This is a genomic window from Shigella sp. FC1661, from assembly GCF_001712525.1.
Classification (GTDB): domain Bacteria; phylum Pseudomonadota; class Gammaproteobacteria; order Enterobacterales; family Enterobacteriaceae; genus Escherichia; species Escherichia coli.
The window spans coordinates 1-17,007 of sequence record NZ_MDGW01000588.1; the positions used below are offsets into that span (position 1 = coordinate 1).

Sequence of the window (17,007 nt, forward strand, 5' to 3'; positions counted from 1 at the left end):
GTACCGGGCTGAGAGGCGGTGTAAGTGAACTGTAGTTGCCATGTTTTACGGCAATGAGAGCAGAGATAGCGCTGATGTCCGGCAGTGCTTTTGCCGTTACGCACCACGCCTTCAGTAGCGGAGCAGGAAGGACATCTGATGGAAATGGAAGCCACGCAAGCACCTTAAAATCACCATCATACACTAAATCAGTAAGTTGGCAGCATTACCCGTTTGTCCCATTGACGCCATCACGCTGCGTACAATTTCTTCAATCTGTTTTTGATCCATGATGTGTTATCTCCGCGTCATCAGAAGAACAGTGACGGATCGCCCGCCCGTTTGGTCAGGCGACCGTTTGCCATAATGCCCATGCTTTCCAGCCAGCGTTCAAACTCTGGTGACGGGCGCAGGTTGAGTAACTGACGCACAGTGGCGGTATCGTGGAATGCGGTGGTCTGGTAGTTGAGCATGATGTCATCACCCAGCGGCATCCCCATGATGTAGTTGCAGCCTGCGGTGGCGAGCAGGATCATCAGGTTTTCGTTGAGGTTCTGGTCAGCGTCAGCGTGGTTGGTGTAGCAGCAGTCACAGCCCATAGAGATGCCGCTCAGCTTGCCCATAAAGTGATCTTCTAAGCCAGCACGGATAATCTGGCGGTCGTTGTAGAGATACTCCGGCCCAATAAAGCCGACCACGGTGTTGACGATAAACGGATCGTAATGACGCGCCAGCCCATAGTTACGTGCTTCCATCGTCACCTGGTCAGCGCCGAAGTTAGCGCCAGCGGATAGCGCAGAGCCTTGTCCGGTTTCGAAATAGAGGCAGTTTTCCCCGGCGATACGGTTGAACTCTGCACCCACTGCGCGCGCTTCGTCGAGCATCGCCAGTTCCACGCCAAACTCTTTCAGCCCTTTTTCGCTGCCACAGATACTCTGGAAAATCAGTCCGCCAGGCGCGCCGCGACGAATCGCTTCGATCTGGGTGGTGACGTGCGCCAGTACGCAGCCCTGAGTTGGGATGTTGAATTTGTCGATCACGCCATAAATGGTATCCAGCACGCGGCTTAAGTTTTCCACGTCGTCAGTTACCGGGTTGACGCCGATCACCGCATCGCCCACCCCGAAGGAAAGCCCTTCGTAGATTTGCGCGGCGATACTTTGCACGTCGTCACGAGTGTCATTTGGCTGCAAACGGGCGCTGAAGGTGCCCGGAATACCGATGGTGGTATTGGCCTTTTTGATTACCGGCATTTTCTTCGCGCCGTAGATCAGGTCCGCGTTGGAGCAAATCTTCGCTACCGCCGCGACTACTTCCGAGGTCAGCCCTTTGCGGGTAAAGGCAATGTCGTCCACGCTAGTTTCATCGCTCAGCACATACTCACGCAGTTCGCTGATGCTCCAGTTTTTAATCTGGTTGTAGGCCGTTTCGTTAACATCGTCCTGAATCAGCCGCGTCACGCAGTCATCTTCATAGGCAATCACCGGATTATTGCGGATGTCCGCTAAGGTCATTTCCGACAACACCTGCTTTGCCGCCACGCGCTCCTGTGAACTTGCCGCTGCAACGCCTGCCAGCACATCCCCCGAACGCAGTTCGTTGGCTTTAGCCAGCACCTCTTTTACATCCTTAAACTGATATACATTGCCGAACAATGTGGTCTTTAGTTTCATAAGTCGTTCCCTCAGGAAGGAAATGCGAGTGATTTCACCGTCACCGGCACAACCGATCCGCCAAAAAGAGGCGTACCAATGTCGATATAGTCCCCCGCGCGGACAATCACTTCGTCAATGACTGCCAACGGGAGTTGTTGTAGCTGTGGGCGCAACAACATGCCCAGAGCTTTACCAAAGTCCTGCCCGGCCACCACCAGCAGGGGATGCGGATTCGGAAAACGCGCGACGAAATCGACCAGCGCGTTGATGACCGTCAGTACCGCGGCGTAACGCACAGGCAGCGAGGCGGGAAGCGCCAGCACGTACGCGTCAGTTTTGGGATCAAGATCCAGCTGAAGCAGCGCCTGTTGCCAGGCACTCACCAGATCCGTTTCATCAATTGGGATCGCCACCGGCAAATTGCGCAGCGGCAGTTGTACGCCCTCCAGCCAGATTGTGCTGCCAGAGAGCGAAAGGGTATGTGCGCCCGCGCCAATCACCGTGGCGCGTACGGTTTGCGCCGGAAACTGCACATTCATCTCACGCAGGCGCGGATGGTCATGCAGCGCCGTTGCCAGCAGCGGGCCAATATCGGCAAAACAGAACGGATCGGCGGGCTGGTGGCGATAACATTCGCCCACGCCGCCAGAAAGCGTAATGATTTCGGGCGTAACACCTGCGGGCACAAACCGGTTTGCATTAATGCCTGCGCGAGCGGCGAAAGCGTTCCGTCAATCACTTCGACAATCAGTTCTGCCATCCGCCGGGTAACCTGCACCAGCTGCGCGCCGGTCAGCGAACGGACGTCAGTGCCTGCACCGAAGCACTCATCCACAATCATCTGCCCCGGTTTATGAGCGTAAACCACGCGCCCCTGGCTGTCGGTTTCCAGCAGGCGACCACCGACGTTGAGGCAGGCAGTGCCGCTGATTTTTCCGGCATCGAACAGGGCGTAGTTCGCGGTGCCACCGCCGATGTCGATATTCAGTACCCGACACAGCCGTTGTTCAGAAAGGGTTTGCGCCCCGGCACCGTGACCGGCGATCACGGATTCGAGGTGCGACCCGGCGCTGGCGACGACAAAATCGCCCAGCGACTGAGAGAGCGCCATCACCGCCGGGCGAGCATTGCGGGTTTTCGCGCTTTCACCGGTGATGATGATGGCACCAGAATCAACGCTTTCCGGCGCAATGCCCGCAGCCTGATATTGCTCTAAAATCAGCGACTTCAGTTCCGCTTCTTCTAAACCACCCTGTTTATCGACAGGGGTAAAGAACACCGGGCTTTGCCAGCTAATTTCGCGTTTGATGAATTCGTAGCGCGGCACCTGCGACACCGCCGCACGGTTAACCAGTTCCAGGTGGGAGAAAATCACCTGGGTGGTGGTGGTGCCGATATCGATACCGACGCTCAGTAGCTGGCGAGTGTTCACGATTGTGCCTCCGCTTCGGTTTTAGCTGCGGTCGCGTCATCTTTTGGCACCAGCATCATCGCCACGCCAATCGCCGTTACGCCGCCGATCAACTTGCCGACAATCATCGGGAAGATCATGGCATTCATGTTGGCAGCGGCGAACCCTAAGTGGTCGCCCAGGGCGAAAGCAGCAGAAACGGCGAAGGCGCAGTTGATGACTTTGCCGCGGGTATCCATCTGCTTCATCATGCCGAACATCGGGATGTTGTTGGCAAGCGTTGCCACCATGCCGGCTGCCGCGATGTTGTTCATATTCAGCACTTTACCGACGCTCATCAGCGTTTTTTCAAACCAGCGAGTCAGCAGCAGCACCATCGGATACGCCCCTAACAGAACGCAGGAGATAGAACCGATAACTTCAATGGCGCGCATCACCTCACCGGGTTTATCGCCAGGGGCCATAAAGATAGGATCCAGACCGGGGATCAGTTCCCAGCCAAGCAGGAATTTCACTACCGCAGCGGCAAGACCGAGGGTGATCAATGCAACGAGGAATTTGGCGAAGATCTGGAAGCCGTTGATCATTTTTTCCGGGATGAATTTCAGCCCCAGCGCCACCAGAATCGCAACAATGATCACCGGGATCATGTTCATCAGGATCAGGGCGAAAGTGAATTCCACCGGCTGACCGTTGATCTGCACACCGGAGTACATAGCAACCAGACCACCAACAATACAGCCAATCGGAATGGTCACAATGCCCGCCAGCACGCCGAGCGCCAGATAACGACGGTCAGAAGGTTCGATAATGCCGAGCGCCACCGGAATGGAAAACACAATCGTTGGCCCCATCATCGACCCAAGAATTAACCCAGAGTATAGCCACGCTGCTACGTCGCCGCCCGCCAGCTCTTTGGCGAGGAAGAAGCCGCCCATATCGCACGCCAGCAGCGTTCCGGCGAACATTGACGGGTTTGCGCCGAGCATTTCGTAAACCGGGATAATTACCGGCCCGAGTACGTGAGCCAGTACCGGTGCCAGCGCGGTCATACCGACCATCGCCAGACCCAGAGCGCCCATTGCCATAAAGCCTTCTTCGAACTGACCGCCTGATCCTTCGATACTTTTACCGAACTTACCGAGGAAACTAGCAGAACCGCCGAACTGCGACAGGATCCTGTCTACGGCAGCTATCAGCATAAAGAACATCATGATGTACATGATGATTTCGTTAATTCCCATCGCCTTTACTCCCTGTTAGTTGTTATTTATTGGCGGATGCGGCGTAAACGCCTTATCCGCCCTACATGTGCAATCCCGAAGGCCGGATCAGACGCGGCAAGCGTCGCATCCGGCAATTGCACCGCGCCACTGGCGGATGCGGCGTGAACGCCTTATCCGCCCTACATGTGCAATCCCGTAGGCTGGATAAGACGCGGCAAGCGTCGCATCCGGCATTTATTGCGCCGCTGCGTACAGGCCGACAATCTGCTCCAGGCTGGCGGTACGCGGGTTACTGCGCAGACAAATATCTTCCAGCGCGGCCTGCGCCCATGCGCCGTAATGCGCAGATGTCGCACCAACATCGCCCAGTCGTTTACCAATCCCAACTTCCGCAATCAGCTCACTTACCGCGTTAATAGCGTCACGATCGTCGGATTTTTTAGTTCGCAGTGCCCGACCAATCTGACTAAAGCGTTCACGACAAACCATCCGGTTAAATTCCATCACCGTTGGCAGCAACATGGCGTTCGCCAGACCGTGTGGAATATGCAGCGCCGCGCCCGGCTGATGCGCCATCGCGTGGCACAACCCAAGACCCGCACTGGAAAACGCCATTCCCGCCATACATGAAGCCAGCAACATGCTCTCGCGCGCGGCAAGGTCGTGACCGTAGCCCACCGCTTTCGGCAGCGATTTGCCAATCATCGCAATAGCGCCAATCGCCAGGCTGTCGGTAAGCGGTATAGCGTTCAGGGCGCTGTATGCTTCAATGGCATGGGTTAACGCATCAATGCCGGTCATCGCCGTGACATGCGACGGCACATCTTCGGTCAATGCGGCGTCGAGGATCGCCACATCCGGCATCAGCGAGGCATGGGCTAACACCTGCTTGCGCCCGCTCACCGCGTCGATAATCACCGTTACATTGGTGGTTTCAGAGCCGGTTCCGGCGGTCGTTGGAATGGCAATCAGCGGCAAGCGCGGTTGCAGAACGCTGGTTTCTGACATCTCTGCCAGCGTGCTATCCGGGTTCGTCACCAGCAACGCCACGGCTTTCGCCGCATCCAGCACCGAGCCGCCGCCAAATGCGATCACCCCATCACAGCCTGACTCACGCAACTGCGCCACGGCTGCACACACGTCGGTGATGCACGGTTCGCCCACCGGACATGGCCAGAGCGTCATGGCGATGCCTTTAACAGCCAGGCTGCGCGTCAGCCCGGCGGTCATCCCTGCCTGATGCAAAAAGCTGTCTGCCATCACGAACAGATGTTTCAGCCCACGCGTTTGCGCTTGCTGTCCGCAACTGCTCACCGAGCCCGGACCGCAAAGCGTCACCGGTGGAACGCTAAATGTTTTTACCCGTTGCAGATTCAGGGTATCGAACGCCTGAAAGAGCGCGGTCTGCAATTCATTTTGCATATAGCCCCTCCGCTTTCTCTCGCCCACTACTGGCGATCGCCAGCGGGGTCATAAACAAACTGTGCTGCGGTAAATGCACCTGTAACGCCGGGAATTGTTTGCGAAACAGTTCCGCCACGCCCGGTTGCATACAAGAGCCGCCCGCCAGCCATAAATCAGTAATGCCCTGCCCTTCAATATGCCGGGCGACAATGTCCGCCATTTTTTCGTACACCGGTTTCACCGTAGGCCAAATCTCTTCACCGTGACCGCGCTTGTACTGCTCCGCCTCTTCCAGCGAAATACGGCGATTTCCGGCGAGAGTCAGAGAGATGTGATGTCCGCCGGTTGCTTCATCCGCCGAGTACGTCACCTTGCCCTTTTTCACGATGGCAATGCCGGTAGTGCCGCCGCCGATATCCACTACACCGGCGTTGTCCAGTTGCAGCAGATCCGCAACTGCGGTTGGCTCATCCAGCACATGGCTCACTTCCAGTCCAGCAGACTCCAGCACGTTGATGGAAATACGCGGGTCCGTACCTGGAGGAAATGAAGTCGCCGCATGGCTAAAACGGCGACCGAATTGCTGCTCGAGCGTGTCGAGATGGCGACGAACAATGGTGACAGCGCCGAAGAAATCCCAGACGATGCCGTCGCGGACCACATCGGCCCAGTCGAGGCATACCGCCACCGGCTGACGTCGCGGTCGACAACCATCGACACCACATCGCAGGTGCCCAGATCCACCCCCAGCCACAGCGGAGATTCCGTCGCGGCGGGCGTCTGGTTACACAGCGTTGCCGCCGTTTGCAGACGTGGGGTGAGCCATTGTTCGTCGTGCGCCATCTGTTACTCCTTAAACAATGCGAAACGCATCGACTAATACACAGCGACGCAGACGGACAAACGTACGCGCGCTGGTTACCCCTTCACCGGTTGGCGTGGTGATGGTCATGGTGGTCCAGCCTTCCCCGCCCAGCCCCAGCCCGGCAATGCACGGTCCGTTCTTAACGAAAATGCTGGTATCAATAGCATTCGCCATCTGGTTCATGTTTTCGATGTTGCGCGAGTGCATTGCCGCCGTGTGGTGGCAACCGCCTTCCAGTTTCACCGCCAGCGCAATGGCATCCGCCACGTTGGCGACGCGCACGACGGGCAGCACCGGCATCATCAGTTCGGTCACGGCAAACGGATGTTCTGCAGTGGTTTCCACAAACAGCAAACGCGTTTCTTGCGGCACGTTCAGGCCGATTGCCGCCGCGATTTTCGCCGCATCGCGACCAACCCAGTCACGGCTGACGGTGCCTTTTCCGCGCTCGTCGATATTTTTCAGCAACACCGGTTGCAGCTGCTGCGCCTGTTCTGCGGTCAGTTTCACCGCGTGCTGGCCTTCCATCAGACGCATCAGTTCATCGGCTACGCTATCAACAACAATCAGTACCTTTTCGTCGGCACAAATGATGTTGTTATCGAAAGAAGCGCCTTTGACGATGGACTGAGCGGCACGGGCGAGGTCGGCGGTTTCATCCACCACTACCGGCGGGTTGCCAGCGCCTGCGGCAATCAGACGTTTATTGGTGTGTTTACGCGCCGCTTCTACTACCGCTTCGCCGCCGGTCACCACCAGAAGGCCGATGCCCGGAAACTTGAACAAACGCTGCGCGGTTTCGATATCCGGATTTGCCACAGTAACCAGTAAGTTTTCCGGCCCGCCTGCGGCAACAATCGCCTGGTTGAGCAGCGTGATCGCCCGCTGGGAGACTTTTTTCGCCGCCGGATGCGGGGCAAAAATGACGCTGTTGCCCGCGGCAATCAGGCTGATGGCGTTATTAATTACGGTTGCCGCCGGGTTAGTGGACGGAGTTACCGAAGCCACCATGCCCCAGGGCGCGTTTTCAATTAAAGTCAGGCCGTTGTCGCCGGTCAGCACCTGCGGAGAGAGACACTCAACGCCTGGCGTGCCGCGCGCCTGAGCGACGTTTTTGGCAAATTTATCTTCAACGCGGCCCATGCCGGTTTCACTGACGGCAAGTTCCGCTAAATCTCTGGCGTGTTTTTCGCCTGCCTCAAGAATGGCAGCAATGGCTAACTGGCGCATTGCCACGCTTTTTAACCCTTGCTGGGCGACTTTGGCTGCCGCAACGGCGTCATCCAGGGACGCGAAAACGCCCATCTCATGAACGGCGGCGGGCGGCGTGTCACTGCTTTGCATTTTCAGCAGTACCGCTTTCACCACCTGTTCAATATCCTGTTGATTCATGATGTTCTGCCTTATTTGTGGAAAATTACCTGACCGCCAGACACCACCTCATCGACAATGCCAATCACGCACAGATCGACCGGTGACGTTTCGCTTTTATGCGCCTGGCGGGCGGAACTGCCACTCACCAGTAACACCCACTCCCCGGTTCCCGCACCAATATTGTCGATGGCGACGGCGCATTGCCCGTCAGGATTACCTTGTGGATCAATCATTTCCACCATCAGCAATTTGTCATGCGCCAGTCCGTGATGGCGTACGGTACAAACAATTTGTCCAGTGACGACTGCCAGTTTCATACCCGCCTCCGTGGCGTATTTCAGGTAAAAGCTCCCCCTACCCTCCGCAGAAGGTAAAATGAAAAAGGAGAGAGCGTGACGCCCGAATCGACGTCACACAGGGTGATTACAGGTTGCTGCTATCGCCTTTCAGGCCGATCGGGAAGACTTCTTCCAGGTCGCCGTGCGGACGCGGGATAACGTGTACAGATACCAGCTCGCCGATACGCTGTGCCGCTGCGGCACCTGCATCGGTCGCGGCTTTACAGGCTGCAACATCACCACGAACCATGGCAGTACACAGGCCGCCGCCAATCTGCTTAACACCAACCAGCTTGACGCGCGCAGCTTTCACCATCGCGTCAGAAGCCTCAATCAGTGCAACCAGGCCCCGGGTTTCGATCATTCCTAATGCTTCCATTGTGCTTTCCTCTTTATCAGGGTCCAGAACGGGACCGTTCATTCAACCAGTGTTTGTAAACTGCTTTCGCGGTTCACTTCTGTCTGACGCGGCACAGCTGCCACCAGCGCCAGCTCGATAATGTCCTGCACGCTACAACCACGAGAGAGATCGTGCATCGGCACGGCAAGTCCTTGTATCAGTGGCCCGACGGCACGATATCCGCCGAGTCGTTGTGCGATGTTGTAACCAATATTTCCGGCTTCCAGCGACGGAAAAACCATCACATTGGCCTTGCCCTGTAGCGGGCTGGCAGGCGCTTTTTGCGCCGCCACTTCCGGCACGAAGGCGGCGTCAAACTGTAACTCGCCATCCACCACCAGCTTTGGTGCGCGCTCACGGACGATTTCTGTCGCCTGCTGGACGTTAGCAACACAGGGGTGACGGGCGCTACCATTGCTGGAAAACGACAGCATCGCCACGCGCGGCTCTTCTCCGGTGATGGCGCGCCAGGTTTCGGCACTGGCAAGCGCGATATCCGCCAGCTGCGCCGCCGTCGGCTGTGGCACCACGCTGCAATCGGCAAAGCCCAACGCCGGGCCGCTGTACTGTGGCAACATCAGGAAAATGAAAGAGAGCGTTTTACAGCCTGGCTGCAAGCCGATAATGCGTAATCCGGCACGCAGCACATTTGCCGTGGAAGAGAGGTTGCCCGCGATACAGACATCCGCTTTACCGGCGCTGACCATTGCTGCGGCGAACATCAGAGGGTCGGTAAGTTTTTCCAGCGCATCCGGCGGCGTTTTTTCGCCCGCGCGGGCCAGCCAGCGATGAGCAAATTCTTCCCGCATTGCGAGGTTGCCATGCGGATCAATCACCTGTAGCCCGTCCATCGCCACGCCGTGACTGAGCGCAAACTGACGAAGTTCAAACGGATTGGCGACCAGAATGGGCGTTGCCAGACCTTGTTGATGTAAATATTGCGCGGCTTTCAGCACACGTTGGTCTAACGCATCCGGAAAAACCACTCTGGCGGGCGCTCGCAACGCCAGTTCACGACAACGTTCAATAATCATTGCGTTCCCCCAGTCGTTGTTGGATCTGCTTCACCGTTAGCGGCTGCTTCGTTACGCTCAGGATCATCATCACGTAGACCGTGCTGGAAAGGCGGTTCAGCGCCTGCAAAATGTCCGGGCGTAATACTTCAAAGCTGCGGGTGATAAAGACCTGCGCCGCTACGGTTTCGGTTTCCCGCACTTTGGTGCGTAGCAGATTGAGCAACGCAGCATCGCGCCCGTGGCTGGCTTCCGGCACCAGATGATCGTGGTCGAGATAGCGCAGCGGCTGATGAGAAAGCCGATGCAGATCTTCGTCAGAAAGCCCGACAATCGCCTGGCAGCCCAGCGGTTCCCCCAGCGCATCGGCGCGCATAATGTTGCCAAGACGCGAACGGATATCCGCCAGCCACGGCTGCCACGGTTCCGCCAGTTCAATTTGCAGCCACACTGCCAGCGCAATGGTGCTGTCGAGAACCGCGCGAAAACCCAGACGCGGATCGCTTTTGGCGACCATTTTTTCCGCCGACAGGTGAGTCAGCGTATCCGGCTTTTTTGCCACCGGCTGGCGGCACAGTTCGCAGCACGCCTGCGGATGTTCATCGCTACTGGTCAGCCCATGAACGGGCTGCGGCTGCTGCTGTTCATCGTCAACAAACAGGCGGCCCTGCTCGTCAATAAACTTGATGCGCAGATGGCGGCTTTCCAGCAACTCCCGGGCAGAGGGCGTCAGGCGACTGTCCGCAGGGAGATGGATCTCTGCGCCTTCGCTGAGCGTATGGTTCGCTCTTAGCCATGCTTCGGTGATGAAATCTTTCATAGGGATTGCCAGTTAGCCGGCCAGGCGACATACAGGAATTTCACGCTGGATGTCATACCAAATTCGATGCTGGAGCCTTTCGGGATAAACATCACGTCGCCTGCTTTGGCGATCATGGTTTGGCCTTCGTGGCGAACATGCAGCTCCTCTTCCAGCACCATGTCGATTTCGTCGTAGTTCAGGGTCCACGGGAAGAATGCGTTCTCCCACTGCATAAAACCGGCGGCCATGCTGCTGCCGTCGTCTCCGGTCACAAGATCAGTCAAGCCCACGCAATGCGGCTCTGCGCCGTCGAAACGACCAAACTTGACGCTGCTGCCATCAATCACTTTGATGCCGCCTTTGCCGGTCACCGATTTGAAGCTCGGCTGCATTGCGCCCTGCTCCAGCGACTGTTTTTCCTTCATCACTTTTTCCATCAGCTGTGCGACCAGGCTTTCGGTAAACTGGCCTTCCGGCAGCTGGGCAATGATGGTTTCGCGGATGCGCTGGCTTTCGGTTTTGTCGGCTGGCACGCTGGCGGGCACGGACGCCGTTACCGGGATCGATTCATCACATTCGGTGATGGTAAAACCCAGTAGATCCGCCACTTCACGGGCTTCCGGGGTAATAATGCTGGCGCGCAGAACCACGGACATTGCCTGTTCGCCGCGCGCGTGTGCTTCACGAATATCATTCGCTGTGATGAGTTTTTTCACCTGCTTCCTCCTGTTTGGTGAGAGATGCCAGATAATCCACCAGTTGCTGCACGCTTTGCGGGTCGTGGCTGTTTAGCTCGAAAATCGGCTCTTCGAAACCCGTCTCAAGCAATAACTTTCGCGTTGCGGCGACGTCAGCATCTGGCATGTCCGTTTTACTGATGACGGCGATTTGCCGTTTGCTGACGCCAATATCCAGCAACCCGGCAGGCAACCGACTTTCCGGGTCATTTGCGCCATGGACATAGATCAGCATGTCTACATCCTGTAGCGTGGTAATTAAGGCGTGATACCAGCGGGGATGGCTAAAATATTCACCCGGCGTATCAATATCGCCCTTATCATTAAATTCCACGGCCTGTGTTTTTCTGGCGAGGGTATAATTCCCCTGCAACGCATTAAATAACGTTGTTTTTCCTGCCCCGACGCTACCCACAAACGCAATTCGTTTCATGAATGCCTCGTATTAACTTTTGGTCATTTCACAAAGCGTATAATTTAATAAGCGACCTAAACCGCTGACGGTTTGTGATAACGCTTCTTCTACTGCGCCCACCGAGCAATAAATCACCAATGCACCGCTGAAGCGGTCGAGAAAACCGATATGCACATCAGCGGCTTTCAGCGCTAAATCACCGGCGATCATCGCCGTTTCGCCGGGAGTTAGCGTCATAATGCCAATTGCGCCCGCATCCGGAACGCCGATTTTCTTCGCCAGTTCCTCACCGGGATGCGCGATGAGATGCGCCTGTGTGACCTGTTTGCCGGGCACAAATTCCTGAATGATGCGTTCTTTATCCATGAGTCGCCGCCTGTGAAAAACTTTCGTGTATCGTGACAATTTTTCGTCAGAGTAAATAACAAAATTCGGCAAGCGCGTTTAAAAGGTGAGGTAGATCACTAAGAATGGAGAGATATTCGCTGTGGTGCATAAACTTTCATATGCAACGCATGAATATAAATAAAATAATATCGAGATATTATATAGACTGCTTTTTTTATTATTCGCAAACTCAGTAATAAGCTTTACTAATATATTGCAGCCAAACCGCTTACCCTGAATATTCAGGGTAAGCGTGAGAGTTAAAAAAGAATTACAGCGGTTGGGTTTGCGCTTCAACCACGGCCAGCGCCACCATGTTGACGATACGACGCACCGATGCGATCGGCGTTAACACGTGAACCGGTTTCGCCACGCCCATCAGCACCGGACCGACAGTCACACCTTCCGAGCTGGAAACGCGCAGTAAGTTGTAACTAATGCGGGCAGCTTCCATGTTCGGCATCACCAGAATATTGGCAGAACCTTTCAAAGGGCTGTCCGGCATACGGTCGTTGCGAATCGCTTCCACCAGCGCTGCATCGCCGTGCATTTCACCATCAATCATCAGATCTGGCGCACGATCCCTGACCAGTTCCAGCGCCTGACGCATTTTGCTCGACGACGGGCAGTCAGAAGAACCAAAGTTGGAGTGCGACAACAGAGCAACGCGCGGCTCAATACCAAAACGACGGACAGTTTCTGCCGCCATCAAGGTGATCTCCGCCAGCTCTTCTGCGTCTGGTTCGTCATTGACGTAGGTATCGGCAATAAAGGTGTTACCACTCGGCAGCAGCAACGCGTTCATTGCACCTGCGGTGTGAACGCCATCGCGATAACCAAAGACATTTTTCACCACGCTAAAATGTTCATGATAATCGCCCACCGTACCGCAGATCATTGCATCGGCTTCCCCACGCTGAACCATGATCGCGCCGATCACTGTCGGGTTACTGATCAGCGCCCGCTGCGCCTGTTCCTGAGTGACACCGCGACGCTTCATGATCTGGAAGTATTCGGTCCAGTACTCTTTAAAGCGCGGATCGGATTCGTTATTGACGATCTCAAAATCAACGCCCGCTTTGATCTGCAAGCCCAGTTTCTGAATGCGCATTTCGATCACGTTCGGACGACCGATAAGGATCGGTTTCGCCAGTCCCTGCGTTACCAGTTCCTGAGTGGCATGCAGAACGCGCGCCTCTTCCCCTTCTGGCAGAACAACGCGCTTCGGCGCTTTGCGAGCCTGGGAGAAAATCGGCTTCATAAACAGGTTGGTTTTGTAAACGAACTCAGTCAGCTTGTCGATGTAGACGTCGAAATCAGCAATCGGACGCGTCGCCACGCCCGACTCCATCGCGGCTTTAGCGACCGCAGGAGCGATCTTAACGATCAAGCGCGGATCAAACGGTTTTGGAATGATGTATTCCGGACCAAAGCTCAGATCCTGATCGCCATACGCTGAAGCCACCACTTCGCTCTGTTCCGCATGGGCGAGTTCTGCAATCGCACGTACCGCCGCCAGTTTCATCTCTTCGTTGATGGCGGTTGCGCCAACGTCCAGCGCGCCACGGAAGATGAACGGGAAGCACAGGACGTTGTTCACCTGGTTCGGATAGTCAGAACGACCGGTGCAAATGATGGCATCCGGACGCACTTCTTTCGCCAGCGGCGGCAGAATTTCCGGTTCCGGGTTCGCCAGCGCCAGGATCATTGGCGCACGAGCCATTTTCTTCACCATTTCCTGGGTCAGCACTTTCGGGCCGGAACATCCGAGGAAAATATCCGCGCCTTCAATCACATCATCGAGGGTACGTTTGCCGTCATCCACCACCGCATATGCGGCTTTGGTTTCCGCCATGTTTGGCTCACGGCCCTGATAGATAACGCCTTTTGAATCGCAAACCACGATGTTATGTTTTTGCAGACCCAGCGCTACCAGCAGGTTCATACAGGCGATTGCTGCGGCACCCGCGCCGGAAACCACCATCCGCACGTCGGAGATGTTTTTCTCCACCACGCGCAAGCCGTTGAGGATGGCGGCAGTGCTGATGATTGCCGTGCCGTGCTGATCGTCGTGGAATACCGGAATATTCATCCGCTCGCGCAGTTTCTGTTCAATATAGAAACATTCTGGCGCTTTAATGTCTTCGAGGTTGATTCCGCCGAAGGTCGGTTCGAGCGCAGCGACAACTTCAATAAATTTGTCCGGGTCGAGTTCATCAACTTCAATGTCAAATACATCAATCCCGGCGAATTTCTTAAACAGAACGCCCTTGCCTTCCATCACCGGTTTGCCAGCCAGCGCGCCAATGTTGCCTAACCCCAGCACCGCCGTACCGTTAGAGATCACCGCCACCAGGTTACCGCGCGCGGTATATTTGTAGGCTTTTAACGGGTCTTTTTCGATTTCAAGACAAGGTGCGGCAACGCCTGGTGAGTAGGCCAGCGCCAGATCGCGCTGCGTTGCCAGAGGCTTGGTTGGAGAAACCTGGATTTTCCCTGGAACTGGAAATTCATGGAAATCAAGTGCACTTTGTTTTAACTGGTCATCCATTTGGTTGTTCCTTTCACGTAACGTTCACAAATAAAGTGTGTGGGCAACAGCCCCTGCCCACAACGTGGCGCACATTATTACCCCGCCGGAGTCTACAGACTTTGAGCAAGTCCAAACTCTCACCATTAATATAATGTTTTGGTAATAATCCTATAACACTGATGTTACCTGCTTAATCCAGCAATACCATGCCTGTCTGCTATGCTTTTTTGATGCGTTTAGCGAAATTTCTCAGAAGTGTGAATTAACGCACTCATCTAACACTTTACTTTTCAAGGAGTATTTCCTATGAACGAGTTAGACGGCATCAAACAGTTCACCACTGTCGTGGCAGACAGCGGCGATATTGAGTCCATTCGCCATTATCATCCCCAGGATGCCACCACCAATCCTTCGCTGTTGCTCAAGGCTGCCGGATTATCACAATATGAGCATTTAATAGACGATGCTATCGCCTGGGGTAAAAAAAATGGCAAGACCCAGGAACAACAGGTGGTCGCAGCGTGTGACAAACTGGCGGTCAATTTCGGTGCTGAAATTCTCAAAATCGTACCCGGTCGCGTGTCAACAGAAGTTGATGCACGCCTCTCTTTTGATAAAGAAAAGAGTATTGAGAAGGCGCGCCATCTGGTGGACTTGTATCAGCAACAAGGCGTTGAGAAATCACGCATTCTGATCAAACTGGCTTCGACCTGGGAAGGAATTAGCGCGGCAGAAGAGCTGGAAAAAGAAGGTATTAACTGCAACCTGACGCTGCTGTTTTCTTTTGCCCAGGCGCGGGCCTGTGCGGAAGCAGGCGTTTTTCTGATTTCGCCGTTTGTCGGGCGTATTTATGACTGGTATCAGGCACGCAAGCCGATGGACCCGTATGTGGTGGAAGAAGATCCGGGCGTTAAATCGGTGCGCAATATCTACGACTACTATAAGCAACACCACTATGAAACCATTGTGATGGGCGCGAGCTTCCGTCGCACCGAACAAATCCTCGCCTTAACCGGCTGCGATCGACTGACTATCGCACCGAATTTGCTGAAGGAGCTGCAGGAAAAAGTTTCGCCAGTGGTACGTAAATTAATCCCACCTTCTCAGACGTTCCCACGCCCAGCTCCCATGAGCGAAGCGGAGTTCCGTTGGGAGCACAATCAGGATGCGATGGCGGTAGAAAAACTGTCTGAAGGCATTCGTCTGTTCGCCGTTGATCAACGCAAACTGGAAGATCTTCTTGCCGCCAAACTATAAACCAGCCACGGAGTGTTATATGTCCCGAAAAGACCTTGCCAATGCGATTCGCGCACTCAGTATGGATGCGGTACAAAAAGCCAACTCTGGTCATCCCGCGCGCCGATGGGCATGGCTGATATTGCCGAAGTGCTGTGGAACGATTTTCTTAAACATAACCCTACCGACCCAACCTGGTATGATCGCGACCGCTTTATTCTTTCCAACGGTCACGCGTCGATGCTGCTCTACAGTTTGCTGCATCTGACCGGTTACGACCTGCCGCTGGAAGAGCTGAAGAACTTCCGTCAGTTGCATTCGAAAACCCCAGGCCACCCGGAGATTGGTTATACGCCCGGTGTTGAAACCACCACCGGTCCACTTGGACAAGGTTTGGCGAACGCCGTCGGACTGGCGATAGCAGAGCGTACACTGGCGGCGCAGTTTAATCAGCCGGATCATGAAATTGTCGATCACTTCACCTATGTGTTTATGGGCGACGGCTGCCTGATGGAAGGTATTTCCCACGAAGTCTGTTCGCTGGCGGGCACGCTAGGACTGGGCAAGCTGATTGGTTTTTACGATCACAACGGTATTTCGATTGATGGAGAAACCGAAGGCTGGTTTACCGACGATACGGCAAAACGTTTTGAAGCCTATCACTGGCATGTGATCCATGAAATCGACGGTCACGATCCGCAGGCGGTGAAGGAAGCGATCCTTGAAGCGCAAAGCGTGAAAGATAAGCCGTCGCTGATTATCTGCCGTACGGTGATTGGCTTTGGTTCGCCGAATAAAGCAGGTAAGGAAGAGGCGCACGGCGCACCACTGGGGGAAGAAGAAGTGGCGCTGGCACGGCAAAAACTGGGCTGGCACCATCCGCCATTTGAGATCCCTAAAGAGATTTATCACGCCTGGGATGCCCGTGAAAAAGGCGAAAAAGCGCAGCAGAGCTGGAATGAGAAGTTTGCCGCCTATAAAAAGGCTCATCCGCAACTGGCAGAAGAGTTTACCCGACGGATGAGCGGTGGTTTACCGAAGGACTGGGAGAAAACGACTCAGAAATATATCAATGAGTTACAGGCAAATCCGGCGAAAATCGCTACCCGTAAGGCTTCGCAAAATACGCTTAACGCTGATATGACTTTCCGTGTCAAACCGGAATCTCTAATTTTGACGATTTTCTTTTTAGGTTTAATTCCCTGAGGGCGACGTAGCAGTAAATCCGACGG

14 protein-coding genes and 4 pseudogenes are annotated in these 17,007 nt (G+C 55.0%); 2 read left to right on the forward strand and 16 right to left on the reverse strand.

The window, feature by feature from the left end; all coding sequences use genetic code 11:
* The 16 genes and pseudogenes from BFF42_RS24335 to maeB form a co-directional block, all read right to left on the reverse strand.
* The coding region (locus tag BFF42_RS24335) for an IS1 family transposase (RefSeq protein ID WP_001348782.1) at positions 1-155 on the reverse strand (155 nt) is incomplete at its 3' end.
* A gap of 46 nt (positions 156-201) precedes the next feature.
* A pseudogene (locus BFF42_RS28505) lies at positions 202-270 on the reverse strand (ethanolamine ammonia-lyase); the annotation flags it as partial.
* 20 nt (positions 271-290) lie between these two features.
* On the reverse strand, positions 291-1,652 hold the full coding sequence (eutB, locus tag BFF42_RS24340; RefSeq protein WP_039059487.1) for an ethanolamine ammonia-lyase subunit alpha: 1,362 nt from the start codon (positions 1,650-1,652) through the stop codon (positions 291-293).
* An 11-nt stretch (positions 1,653-1,663) separates the two neighbouring features.
* Positions 1,664-3,066, reverse strand: a pseudogene (gene eutA / locus BFF42_RS24345) (ethanolamine ammonia-lyase reactivating factor EutA).
* Entirely contained in the window at positions 3,063-4,289 is a 1,227-nt protein-coding gene (eutH, locus tag BFF42_RS24350) for an ethanolamine utilization protein EutH (RefSeq protein WP_000512406.1), read from the reverse strand. Before eutH ends, eutA begins: the two are co-directional and overlap by 4 nt.
* Positions 4,290-4,505: 216 nt before the next feature.
* Positions 4,506-5,693: an ethanolamine utilization ethanol dehydrogenase EutG gene (gene eutG, locus BFF42_RS24355; protein ID WP_012421439.1), complete on the reverse strand. Its 1,188-nt coding sequence runs from the start codon at positions 5,691-5,693 to the stop codon at positions 4,506-4,508.
* Positions 5,683-6,518: pseudogene (eutJ, locus tag BFF42_RS24360) on the reverse strand (ethanolamine utilization protein EutJ). Before eutJ ends, eutG begins: the two are co-directional and overlap by 11 nt.
* Positions 6,519-6,528: 10 nt before the next feature.
* Complete coding sequence (locus BFF42_RS24365) at positions 6,529-7,932, reverse strand: aldehyde dehydrogenase family protein (RefSeq protein WP_039059488.1); 1,404 nt, start codon at positions 7,930-7,932, stop codon at positions 6,529-6,531.
* An 11-nt stretch (positions 7,933-7,943) separates the two neighbouring features.
* On the reverse strand, positions 7,944-8,231 hold the full coding sequence (gene eutN / locus BFF42_RS24370; protein WP_000762196.1) for an ethanolamine utilization microcompartment protein EutN: 288 nt from the start codon (positions 8,229-8,231) through the stop codon (positions 7,944-7,946).
* Positions 8,232-8,337: 106 nt separating this feature from the next.
* Positions 8,338-8,631: an ethanolamine utilization microcompartment protein EutM gene (gene eutM, locus BFF42_RS24375; RefSeq protein ID WP_000387713.1), complete on the reverse strand. Its 294-nt coding sequence runs from the start codon at positions 8,629-8,631 to the stop codon at positions 8,338-8,340.
* A gap of 38 nt (positions 8,632-8,669) precedes the next feature.
* Positions 8,670-9,686 (reverse strand): phosphate acetyltransferase, encoded by a 1,017-nt coding sequence (gene pta / locus BFF42_RS24380; RefSeq protein WP_000582964.1) that lies wholly within the window; start codon positions 9,684-9,686, stop codon positions 8,670-8,672.
* Positions 9,676-10,485 carry an ethanolamine utilization cob(I)yrinic acid a,c-diamide adenosyltransferase EutT gene (gene eutT, locus BFF42_RS24385; RefSeq protein WP_000651297.1) on the reverse strand — a complete coding sequence of 270 codons (810 nt, stop codon included), beginning with the start codon at positions 10,483-10,485 and terminating at the stop codon, positions 9,676-9,678. The genes pta and eutT overlap by 11 nt, the downstream gene beginning before the upstream one ends.
* A complete protein-coding gene (gene eutQ, locus BFF42_RS24390) occupies positions 10,482-11,183 on the reverse strand; it encodes an ethanolamine utilization acetate kinase EutQ (protein WP_000733900.1) in 702 nt (233 codons plus the stop codon). The genes eutT and eutQ overlap by 4 nt, the downstream gene beginning before the upstream one ends.
* Positions 11,158-11,637, reverse strand: a complete 480-nt coding sequence (gene eutP, locus BFF42_RS24395; protein ID WP_000820764.1) for an ethanolamine utilization acetate kinase EutP — start codon at positions 11,635-11,637, stop codon at positions 11,158-11,160. The genes eutQ and eutP overlap by 26 nt, the downstream gene beginning before the upstream one ends.
* 12 nt (positions 11,638-11,649) lie before the next feature.
* Positions 11,650-11,985 carry an ethanolamine utilization microcompartment protein EutS gene (gene eutS / locus BFF42_RS24400; RefSeq protein ID WP_024258633.1) on the reverse strand — a complete coding sequence of 112 codons (336 nt, stop codon included), beginning with the start codon at positions 11,983-11,985 and terminating at the stop codon, positions 11,650-11,652.
* A gap of 292 nt (positions 11,986-12,277) precedes the next feature.
* On the reverse strand, positions 12,278-14,557 hold the full coding sequence (maeB, locus tag BFF42_RS24405; protein ID WP_039059490.1) for an NADP-dependent oxaloacetate-decarboxylating malate dehydrogenase: 2,280 nt from the start codon (positions 14,555-14,557) through the stop codon (positions 12,278-12,280).
* Positions 14,558-14,845: 288 nt separating this feature from the next.
* Here maeB and tal point away from each other — a divergent pair, with 288 nt between their 5' ends.
* Positions 14,846-15,796 carry a transaldolase gene (tal, locus tag BFF42_RS24410; protein WP_001003718.1) on the forward strand — a complete coding sequence of 317 codons (951 nt, stop codon included), beginning with the start codon at positions 14,846-14,848 and terminating at the stop codon, positions 15,794-15,796.
* Between the two features lie 19 nt (positions 15,797-15,815).
* Positions 15,816-16,912: pseudogene (locus BFF42_RS24415) on the forward strand (transketolase family protein); the annotation flags it as partial.
* Positions 16,913-17,007 lie beyond the last annotated feature (95 nt).

What these genes read in the sequence shown, in the direction of transcription:
- eutB (WP_039059487.1), bottom strand. Translation starts at nt 1,652, where the DNA reads ATGAAACTAAAGACCACATTGTTCGGCAATGTATATCAGTTTAAGGAT.
- eutH (WP_000512406.1), bottom strand. Translation starts at nt 4,289, where the DNA reads ATGGGAATTAACGAAATCATCATGTACATCATGATGTTCTTTATGCTG.
- eutG (WP_012421439.1), bottom strand. Translation starts at nt 5,693, where the DNA reads ATGCAAAATGAATTGCAGACCGCGCTCTTTCAGGCGTTCGATACCCTG.
- BFF42_RS24365 (WP_039059488.1), bottom strand. Translation starts at nt 7,932, where the DNA reads ATGAATCAACAGGATATTGAACAGGTGGTGAAAGCGGTACTGCTGAAA.
- eutN (WP_000762196.1), bottom strand. Translation starts at nt 8,231, where the DNA reads ATGAAACTGGCAGTCGTCACTGGACAAATTGTTTGTACCGTACGCCAT.
- eutM (WP_000387713.1), bottom strand. Translation starts at nt 8,631, where the DNA reads ATGGAAGCATTAGGAATGATCGAAACCCGGGGCCTGGTTGCACTGATT.
- pta (WP_000582964.1), bottom strand. Translation starts at nt 9,686, where the DNA reads ATGATTATTGAACGTTGTCGTGAACTGGCGTTGCGAGCGCCCGCCAGA.
- eutT (WP_000651297.1), bottom strand. Translation starts at nt 10,485, where the DNA reads ATGAAAGATTTCATCACCGAAGCATGGCTAAGAGCGAACCATACGCTC.
- eutP (WP_000820764.1), bottom strand. Translation starts at nt 11,637, where the DNA reads ATGAAACGAATTGCGTTTGTGGGTAGCGTCGGGGCAGGAAAAACAACG.
- eutS (WP_024258633.1), bottom strand. Translation starts at nt 11,985, where the DNA reads ATGGATAAAGAACGCATCATTCAGGAATTTGTGCCCGGCAAACAGGTC.
- maeB (WP_039059490.1), bottom strand. Translation starts at nt 14,557, where the DNA reads ATGGATGACCAGTTAAAACAAAGTGCACTTGATTTCCATGAATTTCCA.
- tal (WP_001003718.1), top strand. Translation starts at nt 14,846, where the DNA reads ATGAACGAGTTAGACGGCATCAAACAGTTCACCACTGTCGTGGCAGAC.